The organism is Oceanicola granulosus HTCC2516, from assembly GCF_000153305.1.
Classification (GTDB): domain Bacteria; phylum Pseudomonadota; class Alphaproteobacteria; order Rhodobacterales; family Rhodobacteraceae; genus Oceanicola; species Oceanicola granulosus.
In genome coordinates, this window is record NZ_CH724107.1 from 912,972 (window position 1) to 930,798 (window position 17,827).

General features: G+C 72.9%; 14 protein-coding genes. 4 read left to right on the plus strand and 10 right to left on the minus strand.

Annotated features, from left to right (window positions below; genetic code table 11):
• The 5 genes from OG2516_RS20370 to OG2516_RS20855 form a co-directional block, all read right to left on the minus strand.
• Positions 1-1,532: sensor domain-containing diguanylate cyclase (locus OG2516_RS20370; RefSeq protein WP_192808352.1), on the minus strand; the 1,532-nt coding region annotated here is incomplete at its 3' end.
• Between the two features lie 81 nt (positions 1,533-1,613).
• A complete protein-coding gene (locus tag OG2516_RS04305) occupies positions 1,614-2,201 on the minus strand; it encodes a DUF924 family protein (protein WP_007254399.1) in 588 nt (195 codons plus the stop codon).
• Positions 2,202-2,267: 66 nt separating this feature from the next.
• Positions 2,268-3,614, minus strand: a complete 1,347-nt coding sequence (locus OG2516_RS04310; protein ID WP_007254400.1) for an MFS transporter — start codon at positions 3,612-3,614, stop codon at positions 2,268-2,270.
• A 270-nt stretch (positions 3,615-3,884) separates the two neighbouring features.
• Positions 3,885-4,934, minus strand: a complete 1,050-nt coding sequence (gene queA / locus OG2516_RS04315; protein ID WP_007254401.1) for a tRNA preQ1(34) S-adenosylmethionine ribosyltransferase-isomerase QueA — start codon at positions 4,932-4,934, stop codon at positions 3,885-3,887.
• A gap of 5 nt (positions 4,935-4,939) precedes the next feature.
• Positions 4,940-8,242, minus strand: coding sequence for an AsmA-like C-terminal region-containing protein (locus tag OG2516_RS20855; protein WP_007254402.1), 3,303 nt, complete (start codon positions 8,240-8,242; stop codon positions 4,940-4,942).
• 79 nt (positions 8,243-8,321) lie between these two features.
• Here OG2516_RS20855 and OG2516_RS04325 point away from each other — a divergent pair, with 79 nt between their 5' ends.
• From OG2516_RS04325 to OG2516_RS04340, 4 genes are all read left to right on the plus strand, one after another.
• Positions 8,322-8,795 carry a peroxiredoxin gene (locus OG2516_RS04325; protein ID WP_007254403.1) on the plus strand — a complete coding sequence of 158 codons (474 nt, stop codon included), beginning with the start codon at positions 8,322-8,324 and terminating at the stop codon, positions 8,793-8,795.
• Between the two features lie 241 nt (positions 8,796-9,036).
• The gene (locus OG2516_RS04330) at positions 9,037-10,341 is read left to right on the plus strand and encodes a M23 family metallopeptidase (protein WP_007254404.1); all 1,305 of its coding nucleotides are present in this window, start codon (positions 9,037-9,039) and stop codon (positions 10,339-10,341) included.
• Positions 10,331-10,822, plus strand: coding sequence for a bactofilin family protein (locus OG2516_RS04335; RefSeq protein ID WP_007254405.1), 492 nt, complete (start codon positions 10,331-10,333; stop codon positions 10,820-10,822). Before OG2516_RS04330 ends, OG2516_RS04335 begins: the two co-directional genes overlap by 11 nt.
• A gap of 4 nt (positions 10,823-10,826) precedes the next feature.
• Positions 10,827-12,326: a DHA2 family efflux MFS transporter permease subunit gene (locus OG2516_RS04340; protein ID WP_007254406.1), complete on the plus strand. Its 1,500-nt coding sequence runs from the start codon at positions 10,827-10,829 to the stop codon at positions 12,324-12,326.
• Here OG2516_RS04340 and OG2516_RS04345 read toward each other — a convergent pair.
• The 5 genes from OG2516_RS04345 to OG2516_RS04365 form a co-directional block, all read right to left on the minus strand.
• On the minus strand, positions 12,323-13,084 hold the full coding sequence (locus OG2516_RS04345; RefSeq protein ID WP_007254407.1) for a squalene/phytoene synthase family protein: 762 nt from the start codon (positions 13,082-13,084) through the stop codon (positions 12,323-12,325). The two genes, OG2516_RS04340 and OG2516_RS04345, sit on opposite strands and share 4 nt — an antisense overlap.
• Positions 13,081-13,497 (minus strand): hypothetical protein, encoded by a 417-nt coding sequence (locus OG2516_RS04350; protein ID WP_007254408.1) that lies wholly within the window; start codon positions 13,495-13,497, stop codon positions 13,081-13,083. Before OG2516_RS04350 ends, OG2516_RS04345 begins: the two co-directional genes overlap by 4 nt.
• A 26-nt stretch (positions 13,498-13,523) precedes the next feature.
• Positions 13,524-15,155, minus strand: coding sequence for a citramalate synthase (gene cimA / locus OG2516_RS04355; protein ID WP_007254409.1), 1,632 nt, complete (start codon positions 15,153-15,155; stop codon positions 13,524-13,526).
• A gap of 145 nt (positions 15,156-15,300) precedes the next feature.
• Positions 15,301-16,710, minus strand: a complete 1,410-nt coding sequence (gene cysS, locus OG2516_RS04360; RefSeq protein WP_007254410.1) for a cysteine--tRNA ligase — start codon at positions 16,708-16,710, stop codon at positions 15,301-15,303.
• Positions 16,711-16,974: 264 nt separating this feature from the next.
• The gene (locus OG2516_RS04365; protein ID WP_007254411.1) at positions 16,975-17,748 is read right to left on the minus strand and encodes a 3-hydroxybutyrate dehydrogenase; all 774 of its coding nucleotides are present in this window, start codon (positions 17,746-17,748) and stop codon (positions 16,975-16,977) included.
• Positions 17,749-17,827 lie beyond the last annotated feature (79 nt).

The following is a 17,827-nucleotide window of genomic DNA, read 5'->3' on the forward strand; positions in this document are numbered from 1 at the left end:
GCGGCGGCGGGCGGCGGGCCGGGGGTGGCGCTGATCGCGACGCGGTTGCGGCCCCCCTCCTTGGCGGCGTAGAGCGCCTCGTCGGATCGCTTGAGCAGGGCCGCGGCGTCGCGCCCGTGGTCGGGGTAGACGGCGACGCCGACCGACACCGTCACCGGCGGCAGCACCGCCCCGGCGTGGCGCACCTCCATCGCCTCGACCCGCGCGCGCAGCCGCTCGCCCGCCGCCGCGGCCGCCGCGACGTCGGCCCCCGGCACCAGCAGGGCGAACTCCTCGACGCCGATCCGGCAGCCCGTCCAGCCCTCCTCGAGCACTTCCCCCATCACCGCCGCCAGCGCCAGCAGCACCGCGTCGCCGGCGTCGTGGCCGTAGGTGTCGTTGACCGCCTTGAAGCGGTCGGCGTCGAAGGTGACGAGGCCGAAGGGCGCGCCCCTGCGGTCGGCCTCCGACAGCTCGCGGCGCATCCTGTCGAGCAGGTGGCGGCGGTTGTGCAGGCCCGTCAGCGGATCGCGGATCGACTGCTCGTGCAGCTCGTCGCGCAGGCGCACGTTGGCGACGGCGAGCGAGATGTGCTCGGCGCAGCGCAGGGTGAAGGTCGCCGCGCGCTTCTGGCGGGCGTCGCCGTAGGCCTCCGGATCGAAGCGGACGTGGAGCAGGCCGACCGTGTCGCCGTGGGCGCTGATGGGGACGCAGACATACTTGCCGGGATAGTCCTCGTCCTCGGGGTGGTCCACATGGCCGCAGACGAAGCAGATGCCGGCCGGGTCGTATTCGTAGGCGCGGCCCCGGCGCAGGGCCCAGCAGCTGTCGGTGGCGATGTGGCGCTGCAGTTCTGCCCCCGACCACGCGCCGACCCCGTCGAGCACGTCGCGGTGCGGCGAGAACACGTAGAGCTCGCCGCTGGTGTGGGCGAGGACGCGGCACAGGAAGCGGGTGACGATCATGTACAGCTCGCGCAGGGTCTTGCAGGATTGCAGCCACTCGTCGAGCAGCGACAGCTGGCGCGCCTCCTCCTGCCGCGCGCGGTCGCCGTCGAGCGCGTCGCGGGCGCGGGCCTCGGCGGCCTCGGCGCTGGCGCGGGCGGCCTCGACGTCGCGCGCGGCGGTGCGCGCCGCGGTGACGTCGGTGAAGGTGACGACGTAGCCGCCGTTGCGCGCCGGGCGGCCGCTGGTGAGCACGACGCCGCCCGAGGGGGTGGGCATGTCGAACGAATAGGGCCGGTCGGCGGCGATGGCGGCGTCGGCGGTGTCGCGGCAGACGGGCGAGAGCGCGCCGCGCGCGGCGAGCAGGTCGCGGAACTCCGCGCGGGGCGTGCCGATGACGAGATCGCCCGGCTCGAGCCCGAGCACCTCGTAGACGCGGGAATTGTGCAGCTCGCACACCCCGTCGGCCGACCAGACGAGGATCCCCTGCTCCATGATGTTCATGATCTCCGTCGCCAGCGCGTCGGGGGCCGCGCGCGGCGCGTCCTCATCCACCGGCGCGAGGGCCCAGTCCTCGCGCCACATCTCGGCACGTCGTTCGATGCTCACCCGCTCGGGTCTCCGCTGGCAGCCTTGCCCGCGGCAGCCTTAGCACGCCGACCTTACGGCACCCTTAACGGCGCCCGCCGGTCAGGTCCTGGCGGTTTGCGACATCTCGCGCACCAGCGCGCCGTAGCCGCCCTCGTCCATGAAGCGCTGCTCGGCCTCGTTCGACTTCCGCCCCAGCGCGGCGTTGCGGTAGGGGAAGCGGCCGAAGCGGCGGATGATCTCGCGGTGGGCCCGGGCATGGACCAGGCTGCTCGGCGAGTCGGGCATCCGGCTGCAGAACAGCCGCACCGCGCGGTCCTGGTCGATCAGGTTCTCCGAGTGCATCAGCGGCAGGTAGAAGAACTGCCGCGCGGCCCCCTCGACCTTGAGATCCCAGTCCCGGTCGAGTGCCACCTTCGCCGCCGCGCGCGCCGAGCGGTCGGTGGAGAAGGCGCGCGGGTCGTCGCGGAACATGTTGCGCGGGAACTGGTCGGTCAGGATGATGTAGGCGAGCGCGCCCTCCGGGTAGGTCAGCCAGAGCCCCGACGAGCCCTCCGCGGCTTCCTGCCAGGCCTCGAGGAAGCGGTCGCGCACCCTGGCGTCGAGCGCCTCGCTGCTGTCGTACCACCCTTTCGGTCCGACCTCGTCGATCCAGAAGGTCAGCACCTCCTCGGGCTTGAGCGTGGACATCTGAACACCGTCCTGTCTGCCTATATCGCCCCGACCCTGCGGGAGAAACGGGGCAGCTTCAAGCAGCTAGCGGGGCGATTGCGCGTCACTCTGCTCACGCGTCGCACCCTGCCCCTCCGGCGCTGGCCACGGCTCCGCCGCGGCCTCGTCCTGAACGGCGGCGGCCTCTTCGGCCTCGGCCTCGATGTAGACCTCCTGCGCCAGTTCCACCGCCAGCGGCGAGGCGGAGGCGATGACCTTGGCGTAGGGCACCGTCTCGCTCACGGTCGACACGTGCGGGCGGCGCACGGTGCGGTAGAGGCCGTAGGCCGCAATGGCCAGCATCAGCACCGCGACGAAGCCCCAGTAGCCGGGCGCACCGAGCAGGTCCATCATGTAGCCCACGGTGATCGGGCCGGCGATGGCGCCGAGGCCGTTGATGAAGATGAACCCCGCCGAGGCGGCGGCCATGTCCTCGGGCTCGAGGAAGTCGTTGGCGTAGGCGATGAGCAGGGAATAGAGCGGGTTCGACGTCCCGCCCATCATCGCGGCCGCGAACAGCAGCGCGCCGAAGGAGCTGCCGCCCAGCGTCGCGCCCACGAGCGCGCCGACGCCGCCCCCGAGCGAGGCGCCGATGATGACGAGGCGGCGGTCGTAGCGGTCGGACAGCCAGCCGATCGGGTACTGGAACAGCAGACCGGCGATGTAGATGGCGGAGACGAAGACCGAGATCTGCGCCAGCGTCATCCCCGCGCGGGTGGCGTAGACCGCCGCCATGCCGAACTGCGCCGCGAACACGCCGCCGAGCAGGATCATGCCCACCGACGCCAGCGGCGAGGCCTCCACGAGGCGCTTTAGGTTGAGCGGCTTGGTGGTGGCGAAGGCGGGCGTCGGCGACACCGACAGCAGGATCGGCGCGAAGGCGAGGCTCACGAGGACCGAGGGGATGACGAACAGCACGAAGCCGCCGGCGTCGCCCAGCAGCAGCAGGTACTGGGCGGTGACGATGCCGCCCATCTGCACGATCATGTAGAGCGACAGCGCCTGGCCCCGGGTCTCGTTGGTGGCCGAGTTGTTGAGCCAGCTCTCGGCGGTGACGTAGACCCCGGCGAAGCAGAAGCCGATGATGACCCGGCCCAGCGTCCAGGCCCAGGGGCTGACGAGGGTCGGGTAGAGGATGAGGATCGCCGAGATGGCGCTGCCGAGCGCGGCGAAGACGCGGACATGGCCGACCCGGCGGATCATCTCGGGCGCGAGCCGCGAGCCGCCGAGGAAGCCCACGAAGTAGGCCGACATCACCACCGACATCTCGAGCGTCGAGAAGCCCTCCAGCGCGCCGCGCACGCCGAGGAGCGTGCCCTGCAGGCCGTTGCCGACCATGAGCATGAAGAGGCCGAGCAGAAGCGGCCACGCGCTGCCGAGAACCTGGATCATCGAACTTCCCTTCCTCGTACCCGCCTGCCCGCTCCCGGCAGACGGCGCCCGCCTCGCACCGACATCTCGTGTCGCCCGAGCGCCTATCAGGACGTGTCAGTCCGGGGCAATGGGCCGCGTGCGGCGGGGCGGAGAGGTGCCGGGGTGCCGGGCTGAAGCCCGGCTTACACCGGTCTGCGCCGGTGCGCGCCGAGGTACCGCCGCCGTAGGCCGGGCTTCAGCCCGGCAGCCCCGGCGCAGCCGCCACCGCGTGCCGGGCCGGGGCCCGGCCTACGGCAGGAGCAACGACGCGTCGCCGTAGGAGAAGAACCGATACCGCTCCGCGACAGCGTGGGCGTAGATCGCGCGCACCCGCTCCATCCCCATGAAGGCCGAGACCAGCATCATCAGCGTCGACCTGGGCAGGTGGAAGTTCGTCATCAGCCCGTCGGCCACGCGGAACTCGAAGCCCGGGTAGATGAAGATGTCGGTCTCGCCCGTCCACGGCGCGATCTCGCCCGACGCGCGGGCGGCGGTCTCGATCAGCCGCAGCGCGGTGGTGCCGACGGGGATGACGCGGCCGCCGGCGCCGCGGGTGGCGGCGATCTCGGCGGCGGCGGCCTCGGTCACCTCGCCCCACTCGGCGTGCATCCGATGGGTGGTGACGTCCTCGACCTTGACCGGCAGGAAGGTGCCGGCGCCCACGTGCAGCGTCACCCGGGTGATCTCGACCCCGCGCGCGGCGATGGCCTCGAGCAGCGGCGCGTCGAAGTGCAGCGACGCGGTCGGCGCGGCGACGGCGCCGGGGCGCTCGGCCCAGACGGTCTGGTAGTCGTCCTTGTCGGCGGCGTCGGCCGGGCGGCGGGCGGCGATATAGGGCGGCAGCGGCATCGCGCCGGCCTCGGCGAGCGCGGCATCGAAATCCTCGCCCGTGCAGTTGAAGCGCAACAGCCCCTGCCCCGCCTCGCGCGCCTCGAGAGACGCCGTGAGGCGCGGCGAGAACACCACCTCCTCGCCCTCGCGCAGCTTCCTGAGCGGCTTGACCAGCGCCGACCAGAGCCCGTCGGCGCGCGGCTCGAGCAGCGTCACCTCGATCCGCGCCACCCCCTCGCCGGCGGCGCCGGGGCGGGTGCGGGTGCCGGTGAGGCGGGCGGGGATGACGCGGGTGTCGTTGAGCACCAGCCGGTCGCCGGGCTGCAGGATCCGGGGCAGCTCGCTGACGATGCGGTCGCCGATCGCGTCGCCCTCAGCCAGCAGCAGGCGCGCCGAGGAGCGCGGCCGCGCGGGGCGGACGGCGATGAGCTCGTCGGGGAGGTCGAAGTCGAAATCGGAGAGCTGCATGAACCTTACTGGCCGACATCCGGTGGCGGGCGGCGGAAAATCTCGCGGAACATCCCCGGGGTCAAGACCGAGAGCGGGTTGACCGACACCCGCGGCGCGTCGGTGCTGCCGGCGAGATTGAAGTTGAAGCCGATCAGCCCTTCGCCCGGCCGCGTCAGGATCGCGCCGATGCCGTTGAGCAGGTAGACCGGCGAGACCACCCCCTGGAAATCCATCTCGGCCGCCGCGAGCGCGTAGGTGCCGTCGAGCGACAGGCCGAGCGAGGGGCCGACGGCGCTGGAGCGGGTGACGATGACCTGCTCGGGCGTGAGGCGGAAGTCGGCGTCGACGTTGGAGAAGGCGAGGCCCTGCCCGTCGAGCTGCTGCAGCAGGCCGACGACGCTGATCGCGTCGAGCAGCGCGGCGATGGCCGGGACGTCGCGCACGCGCAGGTCGGTGATGGCGAGGTCGCCGTCGTAGGCGCCGGGCGCGCCGGTGGCGTCGAGGGTCAGGTCGAGCGCGCCGCCCGTGGCGTTGGGCAGCAACCCCGCCGCGCGCAGCACGCCGCCCGCGTCCTCGCTCGCCACCCGCACGCGCAGCCCCGCCTCGCCGGGCGCGAGGGTGCCGGCGACGATGGGCGCGTCGTTGAGCCGGGCGGCGAAGTCGCCCGCGACGCCGCCGGCCGCGCCGCCGGCCTCGAACTCGCCGCGGAAGTCGGTGAGGGCGATGGCCTCGGAGATCACCAGCCGGTCGAGCGCCACCTCCATCGGCGCGCTGGCCGCGCCGCCCGCGCCCGCGCCCGCGCCGAAGCGCGCGCGGCGCAGGTCGAGCCGCCCGCCGTCGACCTCGATGCCGACCGGCATTCCCTCTCCGCGCGCCACCAGCGCCACCGGCGCGTCGAGCCAGTCGCCCACCGCCACCCGGTCGAAGCGCGCGGCCTCGAAGGCGCCGTCGGCGGCGAGGTCGATGTGACCCGCCGCCTCCAGCCCCGGCGCGCTCAGCGCCAGCCGGCGGATCTCGGGAGCGGCGCCGAGCCGGCCGTCGACCTCGAGCCGCCCGCGCTCCGCCGAGCCCTTCGACCAGCCGACCCACGGCAGCGCCATGCGCAGCCCCGCGAGATCGGAGGTCAGCGAGAACAGCGGCCCGCCCGGCGCGAGCTCGAGCGCCAGCCGCCCGGCGCCGTCGCCGCCGACGACGTTCTCGGGCAGAGCGATGCCGAACTCGTCGAGAAAGCGCTGCGACAGCTCGACCCGGGCTTCGACGCGCGCCGGGCTGTCGGCGGCGAAGGCCTTGGTGAGCGCGCCCGACAGCAGCACGTCGCCGACCCGCGCCGACCCTTCGAGGAGCAGCCCCTCGGGCGTCGCCAGCAGCTCGATGCGCTCGGCGGTGAGGCGCCGGCCGGGGATCGCGACGTCGGAGGCGACGTCGGTGAGCACCGCGTGCATGGCGTAGGTGATCTCGTCGGGCGCGCGCGGCCCGCCGAGCGGCAGCTGCAGGCGGCCGTCGACCTCGGCGCGGCCCGTCGCGAGGCCGACGGGCAGGTTGGCGCGCGACAGGGCGAGCAGCGGCGGTTGGTCGAGGACCGACAGCAGCGCCGGCACGGGGCCGGCGAGCGCGAGGTCGAAGCGCGCCGGGGCCCGGGGCACGGCGAGGTCCTCGATCACCATCGACGAGCCGCCGAGCGCGACGGTGCCGCCCTCGGGCGCCACGAGGCTGCCCTCGTCGAGCAGCAGCGCAAAGCCGTCCGCGCCGAGCTGCGCGAAGCCCGCCGCGCCGGTGAGCGGCGGCATCCGGGGCAAGAAGCGCACGGCGGCGTCGTCAAACTCGAAATCGATCGCGGTGCGCGGCGGGCCGCCGTCGCGGGCGCTGAGCGCGGCGCTGACGTCGAAGAAGCGCCCCTCGGTGAGGTTGGCGGCGAACCACGAGCGCATCCCCGGCCGCCAGCCCGCGGGCCAGCGCGCCAGCGCCTTGGCCACGCCGATCTCGTCGAGCCGCCCGTTCATCGCCACGTCCCAGCCCGACGGCGTCGCCGCGACCTCGCCCCAGGCGCGCAGGCGGCTGTCGCCGTCCCGGATCGCCAGCTCGCCGAGGGTCAGGCGGAACGGATCGAGCGCGAGGCGCAGCTCGATGGCGCCGTCGGTCAGCACCGGCGCCGTGTCGTAGGCGCCGCCGGGGTTGGCGACGAGGCGGGGCACGGCGAGCTGGGTCCAGATCTCGTCGGGCGCGAGCGGGTCGGGGCCGCGCAGGTAGGCGCGCCCCTCGGCATCGAGCGTGACCGCCCGACTGGCGAGGCCGATGTCGGTGAAGGCGATCTCCTGGCGCGCCGGGTCGTAGGCGAAGGCGATCTTTGCGCCGTCGAACGGGATCGGCCGGGTCTCGGCGTTGGGCTGCACCGCGCCCTGCCCGATCTCGAGCCGCGCCTCGAGCGGCGCGAGGCCGCCGTCGTCGGCGATGGCGGCGGAGAGCTCGGCGGAGATCGGCGCGTCGAGCACCGCCAGCCAGCTCAGCGCCGGCGAATGGGTGGCGATGTCGGCGGCCACGGCGTCGGTGACGGTGAGGCGGATGTCGGCGGCGTGGCTGTCGTCGGGGCTGACGTAGGACAGCGCCAGCGCGGTGACGTCGGCACGGCCGGCCAGCAGCGCGAGGTCGGCGCTCAGCGCGGTCTGCCCGCCGCGCAGGTCGAGCGCGAGGGAGCCGCCGTCGACGGTCCAGCTGCGCCCGGCGCGCGCGTCGGAGAAGTTGACGACCAGCCCGTCGGCGCGCACCTGCTCGAGCGCCGCGAGGGCGGGCCGGTCGAAGGCGCCGTCGATGGCGTCGAGCAGGCCGGCGAAGCTCGCCGCCTCGCCCATCGCCGCCCCGCCCGCGCGCCCGAAGGACAGCGCGAAGCCGCCCTGCCGATCGCGGCGCAGCGTCACCTGCACGCCAGACAGCGCGACCTGCTGCATCAGCAGCTCGCGGCGCAGCAACAGCCCGCGCGGCGAGATCAGCGCCTCGATCACCGGCACCTGCGCCACGGTCACGCCGTCGCGGTCGCGCAGCACGGCGTTCTCGATGCGCACGCGCGGGTGGAGATCGCGCCCGAGGCGCAGGCGGATGTCGCTGACGCCGAGCGCGCCGCCAATCAGCTCCGCCGCGCGCGCCTCGACCAGCCGCTCGACCCAGGTGGGGGCGCGGACCTCCCGGTCGATCAGCGACACGGCCGCGACCAGCGCGAAGACCAGCGGCAGCGCGAGCAGCAGCCCCGTCAGCCGCAGCCCGACGCGCGCCGCCCGGCCCCGGCGCGCCGGGGCGGGTCTGCTGCCGCCGATGTCGATGCCCTGCTCAGCCATTGCGGCCCTTGTCGTTCTTGCCGATTATCCTGCGGCCGGGCTTACTAAAACAGAAACGGAAATCACGACAGGGGACGAGATGACCCAGAGCGACCTGCAAGAAGGTGACACCGCCCCGCAAGTCGACCTGCCGCGCGACGGCGGCGGGCGCGCGCGACTGGCCGACTTCGCGGGCGGGCCGGTGGTGCTGTTCTTCTATCCGCGCGACGACACGTCGGGCTGCACCCGCGAGGCGCTCGGCTTCACCGAGCACGCCGCCGACTTCGCCGCCGCCGGGGCGACGGTGCTCGGCGTCTCGAAGGACAGCGTGCGCAAGCACGACAGCTTCCGCGACAAGCACGGGCTGGGCATTCCGCTGCTGTCGGACGCCGAGGGCGACGTCTGCGAGCGCTACGGCGTGTGGCGCGAGAAGAGCATGTACGGACGCACCTTCATGGGCATCGAGCGCAGCACGTTCCTGATCGGCGCCGACGGCCGGATCGCCCGGATCTGGCGCCGGGTGAAGGTGCCGGGGCACGTCGAGGAGGTGCTCGCGGCGGTGCGCGCGCTGTAGCGACATGCAGCAATCCGCCCCCCTTCGCGGCGCCGGTGTCGCGCCCTCCTCCGGGTAACTCTCGAAAATTTGAGCAGAAAGTTGCCGATTGCGGCCCCGGCGGCCGGTTCGCCCGGCTCTGTTGCCCAAAATCCTTGCGGGGCCGGATCCCCCCGGCTATCCCCGAAGCGCGGGCCAGGGTCTGGGGATAATGAGCCGGCCTGCGAGGATTGGGACAGGAAGAAGAGACGTGCGAGCTCGTATGAAACAGCGGATCCACTCCGCTCTCGAACGCCGTTTTCCGGAACGGCGCCTCTTCATCAGGTCAGACTTCGAGACGCGGTTCATCCGGCTGAAATCGGGCACGCAGCTTCTGGGCTGGGCGGGCGCGACGCTGTTCGTCGGCTGGACCATCGTCTCGACCGCGATCCTGCTGATGGACTCGATCGGCGCCGGCAACTTCCGCGCCCAGGCCCAGCGCGACCAGATGATCTACGAGGAGCGCCTCTCGGCGATGGCCGCGGAGCGCGACGCGCGCGCCGAGGAAGCGGTCGCCGCCCAGGAGCGCTTCGCCTCCGCGCTCGAGCAGATCTCGACGATGCAGACGGAGCTGCTGTCGTCGGAGACCCAGCGCCGCGAGCTGGAGACCGGGATCGAGGTGATCCAGGCCACCCTGCGGCGCACGATGAACGAGCGCGAGGCGGTGCGCGACGAGCTCGCCACGCTGACCGCCAGCCTCGCGAGCGGCGAGGGCGGCCTGCCCGGCAGCCCCTCCGACGAGATGAGCGGCACCGTCGACCTGCTCGCCGCCGCCCTGGCCGAGACGGCCGAGGAGCGCGACACCATCGCCGCCGACGCCGAGTTCGCGCTCGAGCAGGCCGCGGAGATGGAGCTCGAACTGCGCCTGCTGCGCGACAAGAACGACGAGATCTTCCGCCAGCTCGAGGAGGCGATGACAGTCTCCGTCGAGCCGCTCGAGCGGATGTTCCGCGACGCCGGCATGAACCCCGACGACCTCATCGCGCAGGTGCGTCGCGGCTATTCCGGCACCGGCGGCCCGCTGACCCCCCTCTCCTTCTCGACCCGCGGCGGCGGCCCCGACCCGGACGCCGCGCGCGCCAACGACATCCTCGGCGGGCTCGACAACATCAACCTCTACCGCATCGCCGCCGAGCGCACGCCGTTCGACGTCCCCGTGCGCGGCAACTTCCGCTTCACCTCCGGCTTCGGGATGCGCTGGGGCCGGATGCACAACGGCACCGACTTCGCCGCGCCCATCGGCACCCCCATCTACGCCACCGCCGACGGCGTGGTGACGGAGGCCGGCTGGGCGTCGGGCTACGGGCGGCTGACCAAGATCCAGCACGAGTTCGGCATCGAGACCCGCTACGCCCATCAGAGCAGAATCCGCGTCCGGGTGGGCGAAAGGGTCTCGCGCGGGCAGCACATCGGTGATATTGGAAATTCCGGACGGTCGACCGGCCCCCACCTCCACTACGAGGTGCGTGTAGGCGGACGCCCCGTGAACCCCATGATCTACATACGAGCGGGACAAGATGTTTTCTAAGAGCAAGATCAACGATCCGGGCCCCAAGGCCGGCGAGACGACCACGCCCGAAACACCCAAGCCCCAGGCTCCCGCCGGCGGCGACTTCAAGCCCGCCGCCCCGAAGACCAAGCCGCCGGCGTCCGTCCTGTCCGCCGACCTGCACATCACCGGCAACCTCAAGACCTCTGGCGACATCCAGATCGAGGGCCAGGTTGACGGCGACATCCGCGCCCACCTGCTCACCGTCGGCGAAGGCGCCACCGTCAAGGGCGAGTGCATCGCCGACGACGTGGTGGTCAACGGCCGCATCGTGGGCCGCGTGCGCGGGCTCAAGGTCCGCCTGACCTCCACCGCGCGTGTCGAGGGCGACATCATCCACAAGACGATCGCCATCGAGAGCGGCGCCCATTTCGAAGGCTCCGTGCAGCGCCAGGACGATCCGCTGAGCACCAACGGCGGCAAGAAACCGCCCCAGAACGCGGGCGCCGGGCAAGGCTGACCGCTTGGACACGCCCGATCCCATCGAGGGACAGGCCCCGCGAAAGCCGGGGCCTGTTTTCGTTTCCGGCTTCTGCGATCCCGAAAAGCGCCGGCTGATCCTTGTCGCCGCCGTGCTGGCCTCGGCGATGGGCTTCATCGACGGCACCGTCGTCTCCATCGCCATCCCCGCCATCCGCGCCACCCTCGGCGCGACGCTCGGCGAGGCGACCTGGATCAACAACGCCTACATGGTCACCCTCTCGGCGCTGATCCTGTCGGGCGGCGCGCTCGGCGACCGGTTCGGGCTGGCCAAGGTCTTCACCGCCGGAATCGCGCTGTTCATGGCGACCTCGGCGATCTGCGCGCTCGCCTCCTCGGCCCAGGTCCTGATCCTCGCCCGCTTCGCCCAGGGCTGCGGCGCGGCGCTGATGGTGCCGGGCTCGCTGGCCATCGTGTCGCGCGCCTACCCGCGCGAGGAGCGCGGCCGCGCCATCGCCACCTGGGCCGCCGCCTCGGCCGTCACCACGGCGGCGGGGCCGGTCGTGGGCGGGCTGCTGCTGGCGTCGGGCGACGGGATGTGGCGCTGGATCTTCGCGATCAACCTGCCGCTCGGCCTGATCGCGATCTGGCTGGTCAAGGTCGGCATCCGCGAGGACAACGCCCGCTCGGGCGAGCCCATCGACATCACCGGCGCGCTGCTCGCCAGCGCCGGTCTCGGCGCGCTCGCCTGGGCGCTGACCCACGCCGAGCACGGCGGCATCGACAGCGCGCTGATCTGGACCGGCAGCCTCGGCGCGGCGGCGCTCGCGGCCTTCGTGCTCCACGAACACGTAAGCCGGCACCCGATGATGCCGCTGTCGCTGTTCCGCTCCACCACCTTCGCGGCGGCCAACCTGTCGACCTTCACCCTCTATTTCAGCCTCTCGGCGATCCTGTTTTTCCTGCCGATGCTGGTCATCGCGGGCTGGGACATCCCGGCGATCTACGCGGTCATCGCCTTCGCGCCGCTGTCGGTCTGCGTGATGCTGTTCTCGCGCACCTTCGGCCGCCTGGCCGAGCGCATCGGCCACGGCCCGCCCATCGCGATGGGCTCGCTGCTGGCGGCGGTGGGCTACGGCTGGCTCGCGCTCGCGGTGGAGACCCGCGACTTCTGGTGGGGTGTGCTGCCGCCGATGGTCGTGCAGGGTCTCGGCATGTCGATGGTGGTGGCGCCGATCTCGTCGGCGATCATGCACTCGGTGGAAGACGGCCAGACCGGCGTCGCCTCGGGGGTGAACAACGCCATCAGCCGCATCGCCGGGCTGATCGCCGTGGCGGCGATGTCGGCCGTCGTCGCGCGCGCCTACGCCGCCGCCGACGGGCCGGCGAGCTATGGCATCCGCTCCGAGGCGGCGGGACACGGCGGGGCGATGGTCGCGGCGTTCGCCTCCGTCGCCTGGACCGCCGCCGCGCTGTCGGTGGCCTCGGCCGCCGTCGCGCTCATCGGGATCGGGATCGGCGCGCACCGCGCCCGGCGCCGCTAGCCCCGGCGCGCCGCGCGCCAGCCGAGCAGCGCCTTGCGGCGGAATTCCGACAGCGCCAGCGCGCCGCGTGCCACCCGCTCCGGCTCGCGCACCGCGAGGCGCAGCAGCGTCCCCGCCTGCCACGCCGGGCGCACCGCCAGCCGCGCCGCCTCGGAGCGCACCCGCGCCGCCTTGAGCCGCGCCAGCGCGGCCCCGGCGAGCGCGCGCACGTCGTCGGGCCGGCCCGCGACCAGCGGCTGCAGCCCCTTCGCCTCGAGCGCCGGCACCGCCTGCAGCCAGGCCGCCACGCCGCCCGCATGGGCCACCTCGCGCACCCCCGCCTCCTCCGCCGCCCCGGCCCCGAGGCCGAGCGCGGAGAGCCACGCGAGGTGCCCGGCGGTCCGCTGGATGTGCGCCTCGAAGGCGGCCGCGTCCTCGAACGGCTCCTTCCACACGTCCCAGCGCCGCGCCGCCACGGCCTCGTCGAGCAGCGCCGCCGGCAGATCGTGCGCCCGCATCACCCCGGCCAGCGGCGCGGCGACCTCGTGGGCGCGCGGCGCCTTGCCCGCGTCGATCTCCTCGACCGCGTCGCGCCACCATTGCAGGCGCATCTCCGCGATCATCGGCTCGTCCGTCACGTAGGGCGCGCGGCTGACCTCGACGTTGAAGGCGTAGAGCGGGAACAGCACCTCCCGCGCCGGCGGTGGGCAGGACATGGCGGCGAGGAAGCGGTCGGGGTCGCCCCGCTCGACGATGGCGGCACAGGCGGCGAGGCTCATCGGGCGGCGATCGCCCCGAGCCTGTCGATCAGTCCGGCCACCCCGGCCTCGCCGCAGCCCTCGGCGACGCGGTCGCGCCCGGCGATGGGCGGATCGACCGAGACCAGCGTCACGCCCATGTCGGTCGGGCAGACCGGCGGGTCGACCAGCGCCGCCTTGCGCGCCAGCGCCTCCGCGAAGCCCGCCTCGGCGAGCGCGCGCGCCTCGGCGTAGCTGCCCGCGGGCAGCTCGCGCCGCCGGGTGACGGCGGGGCCGCCGGGCTCGGTCTCGCTGAGCACCGCCACGTCGCCCTCGTAGATCGTCCCCTCGGTGAGGCCCATGAAGCCGCCGCCGGTGCGGAAGCGCACGTGATCGCCCTCGGGCGGCGGGGCGGCGCAGGCGGCAAGGAGCAGCGGCAACAGGGCGAGACGCATCGTCGGACCTCCGGCTGAGCCCCAGCCTAGCACGGACGCGCCCCGGCCTGCACCAGCTTCCAGCGGATCGCGTCGACCATCGCCTCGAAAGAGGCGTCGACGATGTTGGCCGAGACCCCGACCGTCGACCAGCGCCGGCCGGTGGAATCCTCGCTGTCGATGATGACGCGGGTGACCGCCTCGGTGCCGCCGTTGGTGATGCGCACCTTGAAGTCGACGAGCCGCCAGTCGGCGATCATCTCCTGGTAGGGGCCGAGGTCCTTCGAGAGGGCCACGGCAAGCGCGTTCACCGGGCCGGCATCCTGCTGCTCGGTGGGGTTCTCGTTCTGGTAGAAGCTCGTGGTCTGGGTGCCGTCGGGCAGCGCCACGGTGACGACCGCCTCGGAGACGATCACGAGCTCGCCGCGCGCGTTGCGGCGGCGCTCGGAGATCACCCGGTAGCGCTCGACCTCGAAGAACTTGTGCTCCATCAGGCCGAGCTCCGTCCGCGCGATCAGCTCGAAGCTCGCCTGCGCGCCGTCGTAGGCGTAGCCCTCGGATTCGCGCGTCTTCACCGTCTCGAGCATCGCCGCGAGCGCCGGGTCGCCGCGCTCGACCTCGAGCCCGGCCTCGGCGAGGCGCTGGCGCAGGTTCGACTGGCCGGCCTGGTTGGACATCGGCACGACGCGCGAATTGCCCACGGCCGTCGGATCGATGTGCTCGTAGGTGGTCGGGTCCTTGAGGATCGCACTGGCATGCAGCCCGGCCTTGTGGGCGAAGGCCGAGGCGCCCACGAAGGGCGCCTGCTTCTGCGGCACCCGGTTGAGGATGTCGTCGAGCTGGCGCGCGGCCCGGCGCAGGCCCTTCAGGCTCTCGGGGGTCGTGTTGGTTTCGTAGCGGCTGGCGTAGGGCTCCTTGAGCGCGAGGACGGCGAGCAGCGTGGTGAGGTTGGCGTTGCCGCAGCGCTCGCCCAGCCCGCTGAGCGTGCCCTGCACCTGGCGCGCGCCGGCGTCGACGGCGGCGAGGCTGCCGGCGACCGCCGTCTCGGTGTCGTTGTGGCAATGGATGCCGAGGCGGGTGCCGGGGATGCCGCTGTCGATCACGTCCGCGACGATGCGTCCGATCTCGGGCGGCAGCGTGCCGCCGTTGGTGTCGCAGAGCACGATCCAGTCCGCGCCGGCGTCATAGGCGGCGTGCACCGCCTCCAGCGCGTAGGCGCGGTTGGCCTTCCAGCCGTCGAAGAAGTGCTCCGCGTCGAAGATCGCCTCGCGGCCCTGCGCCTTGATGTGGGCGAAGGAGGCGCGGATGTTGTCGATGTTCTCCGCGAGCGGGATGCCGAGGGCCGTCTCGACGTGGAAGTCGTGCGCCTTGCCGACGAGGCAGACGGCCGGGGTTCCGGCGTTGAGCACCGCGGCGAGCACGTCGTCGTTCTCCGCCGAGCGGCCCGAGCGCTTGGTCATGCCGAAGGCGGTCATGGTGGCGCGGGTCGTCGGCGCGGCGTCGAAGAAGTCGCTGTCGGTCGGGTTCGCGCCCGGCCAGCCGCCCTCGATGTAGTCGAGGCCGAGCGCGTCGAGGATCGCGGCGATGCGCTTCTTCTCGTCGGTGGAGAACTGCACCCCCTGCGTCTGCTGCCCGTCGCGCAGGGTGGTGTCGTAGAGGTAGAGGCGGTCCTTGCTCATGCCGTCGCCCCGCCCGTGGCGCAGAGCAGCACGGGCAGCGCCCGTCCGCCCCCCCGGGCGGGCGCTTCACGCCCCCCCGCGGACGTGCCCTGCCCTCTGTCGGTCCGCGCGGCGGCGGATGCCCTGCCCGAAGTCCCGTTGCCCGTCATCGCAGGTCCTCCAGCTTCGCCGGGTCGAGCGCCCCGATCTTCACCGCCTGCACCGCGCCCTTCACGGCGCGCAGCTCGATGCCGGCCTCGAGCGCCGCGCTGCGGATGCGGTCGGCGTTGGCGAAGTCCTTCTCCGCCCGGCAGGCGGCCCAGCGTTCGGCCACGCCGCGCGCCAGCGCGCCCTGCGCCTCGTCGCCGTCACCGACATACTGCACGGCGCCGAAATCCTGCGCCACGACCCGCCACTTCCAGTCCCCCAGCTCGTCGCCCAGAAGCCCCAGCAGCCCTGCCGAGGCCCTGAGCCCGGCGGCGTCGCCCGCCGCCGCGAGCTTGTGCAGCTCGGCGATGGCGCCGGCGGTGTTGAGATCGTCCGCGAGTGCGGCGAGCACCGGCGCGGCCACCTCGCCGGGCGCGACGCCCTCCGTCATCGCGCGCCACTTGCGCAGCGTCGCCTCGGCGCTCGCGCGCTTCTCCTCGGTCCAGTCCATCGGCTTGGAATATTGCGTGCCCAGCATCACCAGCCGCATCACCTCGCCCGGCACCCCCTGCTCCAGCAAATCGCGGACGGTGAAGAAGTTGCCCAGCGACTTGGACATCTTCTTGCCCTCGACCTGCAGCATCTCGTTGTGCAGCCAGAAGCGGGCGAAGCCGCCCTCGGGGTGCGCGCAGCGGGACTGGGCGAGCTCGTTCTCGTGGTGCGGGAACATCAGGTCGTTGCCGCCGCCGTGGATGTCGAAGGTCTCGCCGAGCAGCTCGTAGCTCATGGCGGAGCATTCGATGTGCCAGCCCGGCCGGCCCCGGCCCCAGGGGCTGTCCCAGCCGGGCTGGTCGTCGGCGGAGGGTTTCCAGAGCACGAAGTCCATGGGGTCGCGCTTGTAGGGCGCGACCTCGACGCGGGCGCCGGCGATCATGTCGTCGACGGAGCGGCCCGACAGGCCGCCATAGGCGCCGTCGCTCTCGACCGCGAACAGCACGTGGCCCTCGGCCGCGTAGGCGTTGCCGCGCTCGATGAGCGTCGAGATCATCTCCTTCATCGCGCCGATCCACTCGGTCGCGCGCGGCTCGTGCGTCGGGCGCAGCACGCCGAGCGCGGCCATGTCGTCGCGGTACCAGCCGGTGGTCTCCTCGGTGATGTCGCGGATGGTGCGGCCGGTCTCGGCGGCGCGCGCGTTGATCTTGTCGTCGACGTCGGTGATGTTGCGCACGTAGGTCACGGCGTCGGCGCCGTAGACCTGCCGCAGCAGCCGGAACAGCATGTCGAAGACCACCGCCGAGCGCGCGTTGCCGAGGTGGGCGCGGTCGTAGACGGTGGGGCCGCAGACATACATCCGCACGTTGGTCGGATCGATCGGCGCGAAAGGCTCGACCTTGCGGCTCTTGGTGTTGCGAAGCTGGATCGTCACCATGGGCTCCTCGAACGGGTGCGGCCCGCGGGTCCTAGCAACTTACCTTTTCGGAGGAAACGTGGAAGAGCGGCCCGCGGACGTGATCAGCGGGAAATAATGCAGCGGATGATGCACAGGCTCTTCATGCCCGCACCCTAGCCGCGCGCCGCCCCCGCGTCCAGCCCGTCGGCCCGGCGCTCGCCCTGCCCTTCATCTGGCCGAAAATATGCATCTCCGCCATCGCCACCCCGCGCCGCCGCCGCCGCCACCGCCGGGGCGGCGCGCTCAGCGGGCCGTCCAGCCCCCGTCGACGCTCAGGGTCGTCCCCGTCACCTGCGCCGCCGCCTCCGAGCAGAGGAACACGGTCATCGCGCCGAGCTGCTCGACGGTGGCGAACTCGCGCGAGGGCTGGCGCTCGAGCATCACGTCGCGAATCGCGGTCTCGCGGTCGACGCCGTAGCGCGCCATCGTGTCGGGGATCTGCGCCTCCACCAGCGGCGTCATCACGTAGCCCGGGCAGATCGCGTTGCAGGTGATCGGCGCCTCGGCGGTCTCGAGCGCCAGCGTCTTGGTCAGCCCGACCACGCCGTGCTTGGCGGCGACGTAGGCCGACTTGTAGGGCGAGGCGCGCAGGCCGTGGGCGGAGGCGATGTTGACGATGCGCCCCCAGCCGGCTGCGCGCATCATGGGCACGGCGACGGCGGCGGTGTGGAAGGCGGAGCTGAGGTTGATGGCGAGGATCGCGTCCCACTTGCCGGCCGGGAAGTCCTCGACGGAGGCGACGTGCTGGATGCCGGCGTTGTTGACGAGGATGTCGCAGCGCCCGGCCTGCGCCACCAGCGCGCGCGCCTCGTCGCCTTGCGACAGGTCGGCCTTGACGTAGCGCGCCCCGACGGAGAACTCGCGGCCCAGCTCCCCGGCGAGCGCGTGGTCCTCGTCGCGGTCGGTGAACGAGTTCAGCACCACGTCCGCCCCCGCCCGTGCCAGCTCGCGCGCGATGCCGAGCCCGATGCCCGAGTTCGACCCGGTGACGACGGCCGTCTTCCCTGCAAGGCTCATGGCCCACCTCCCCAGCTTGTTCGGAGGCGATAATGCTGCGGACGCGAAGAAGTGCAAGCGCTGGCGCGGCGGCACCGGA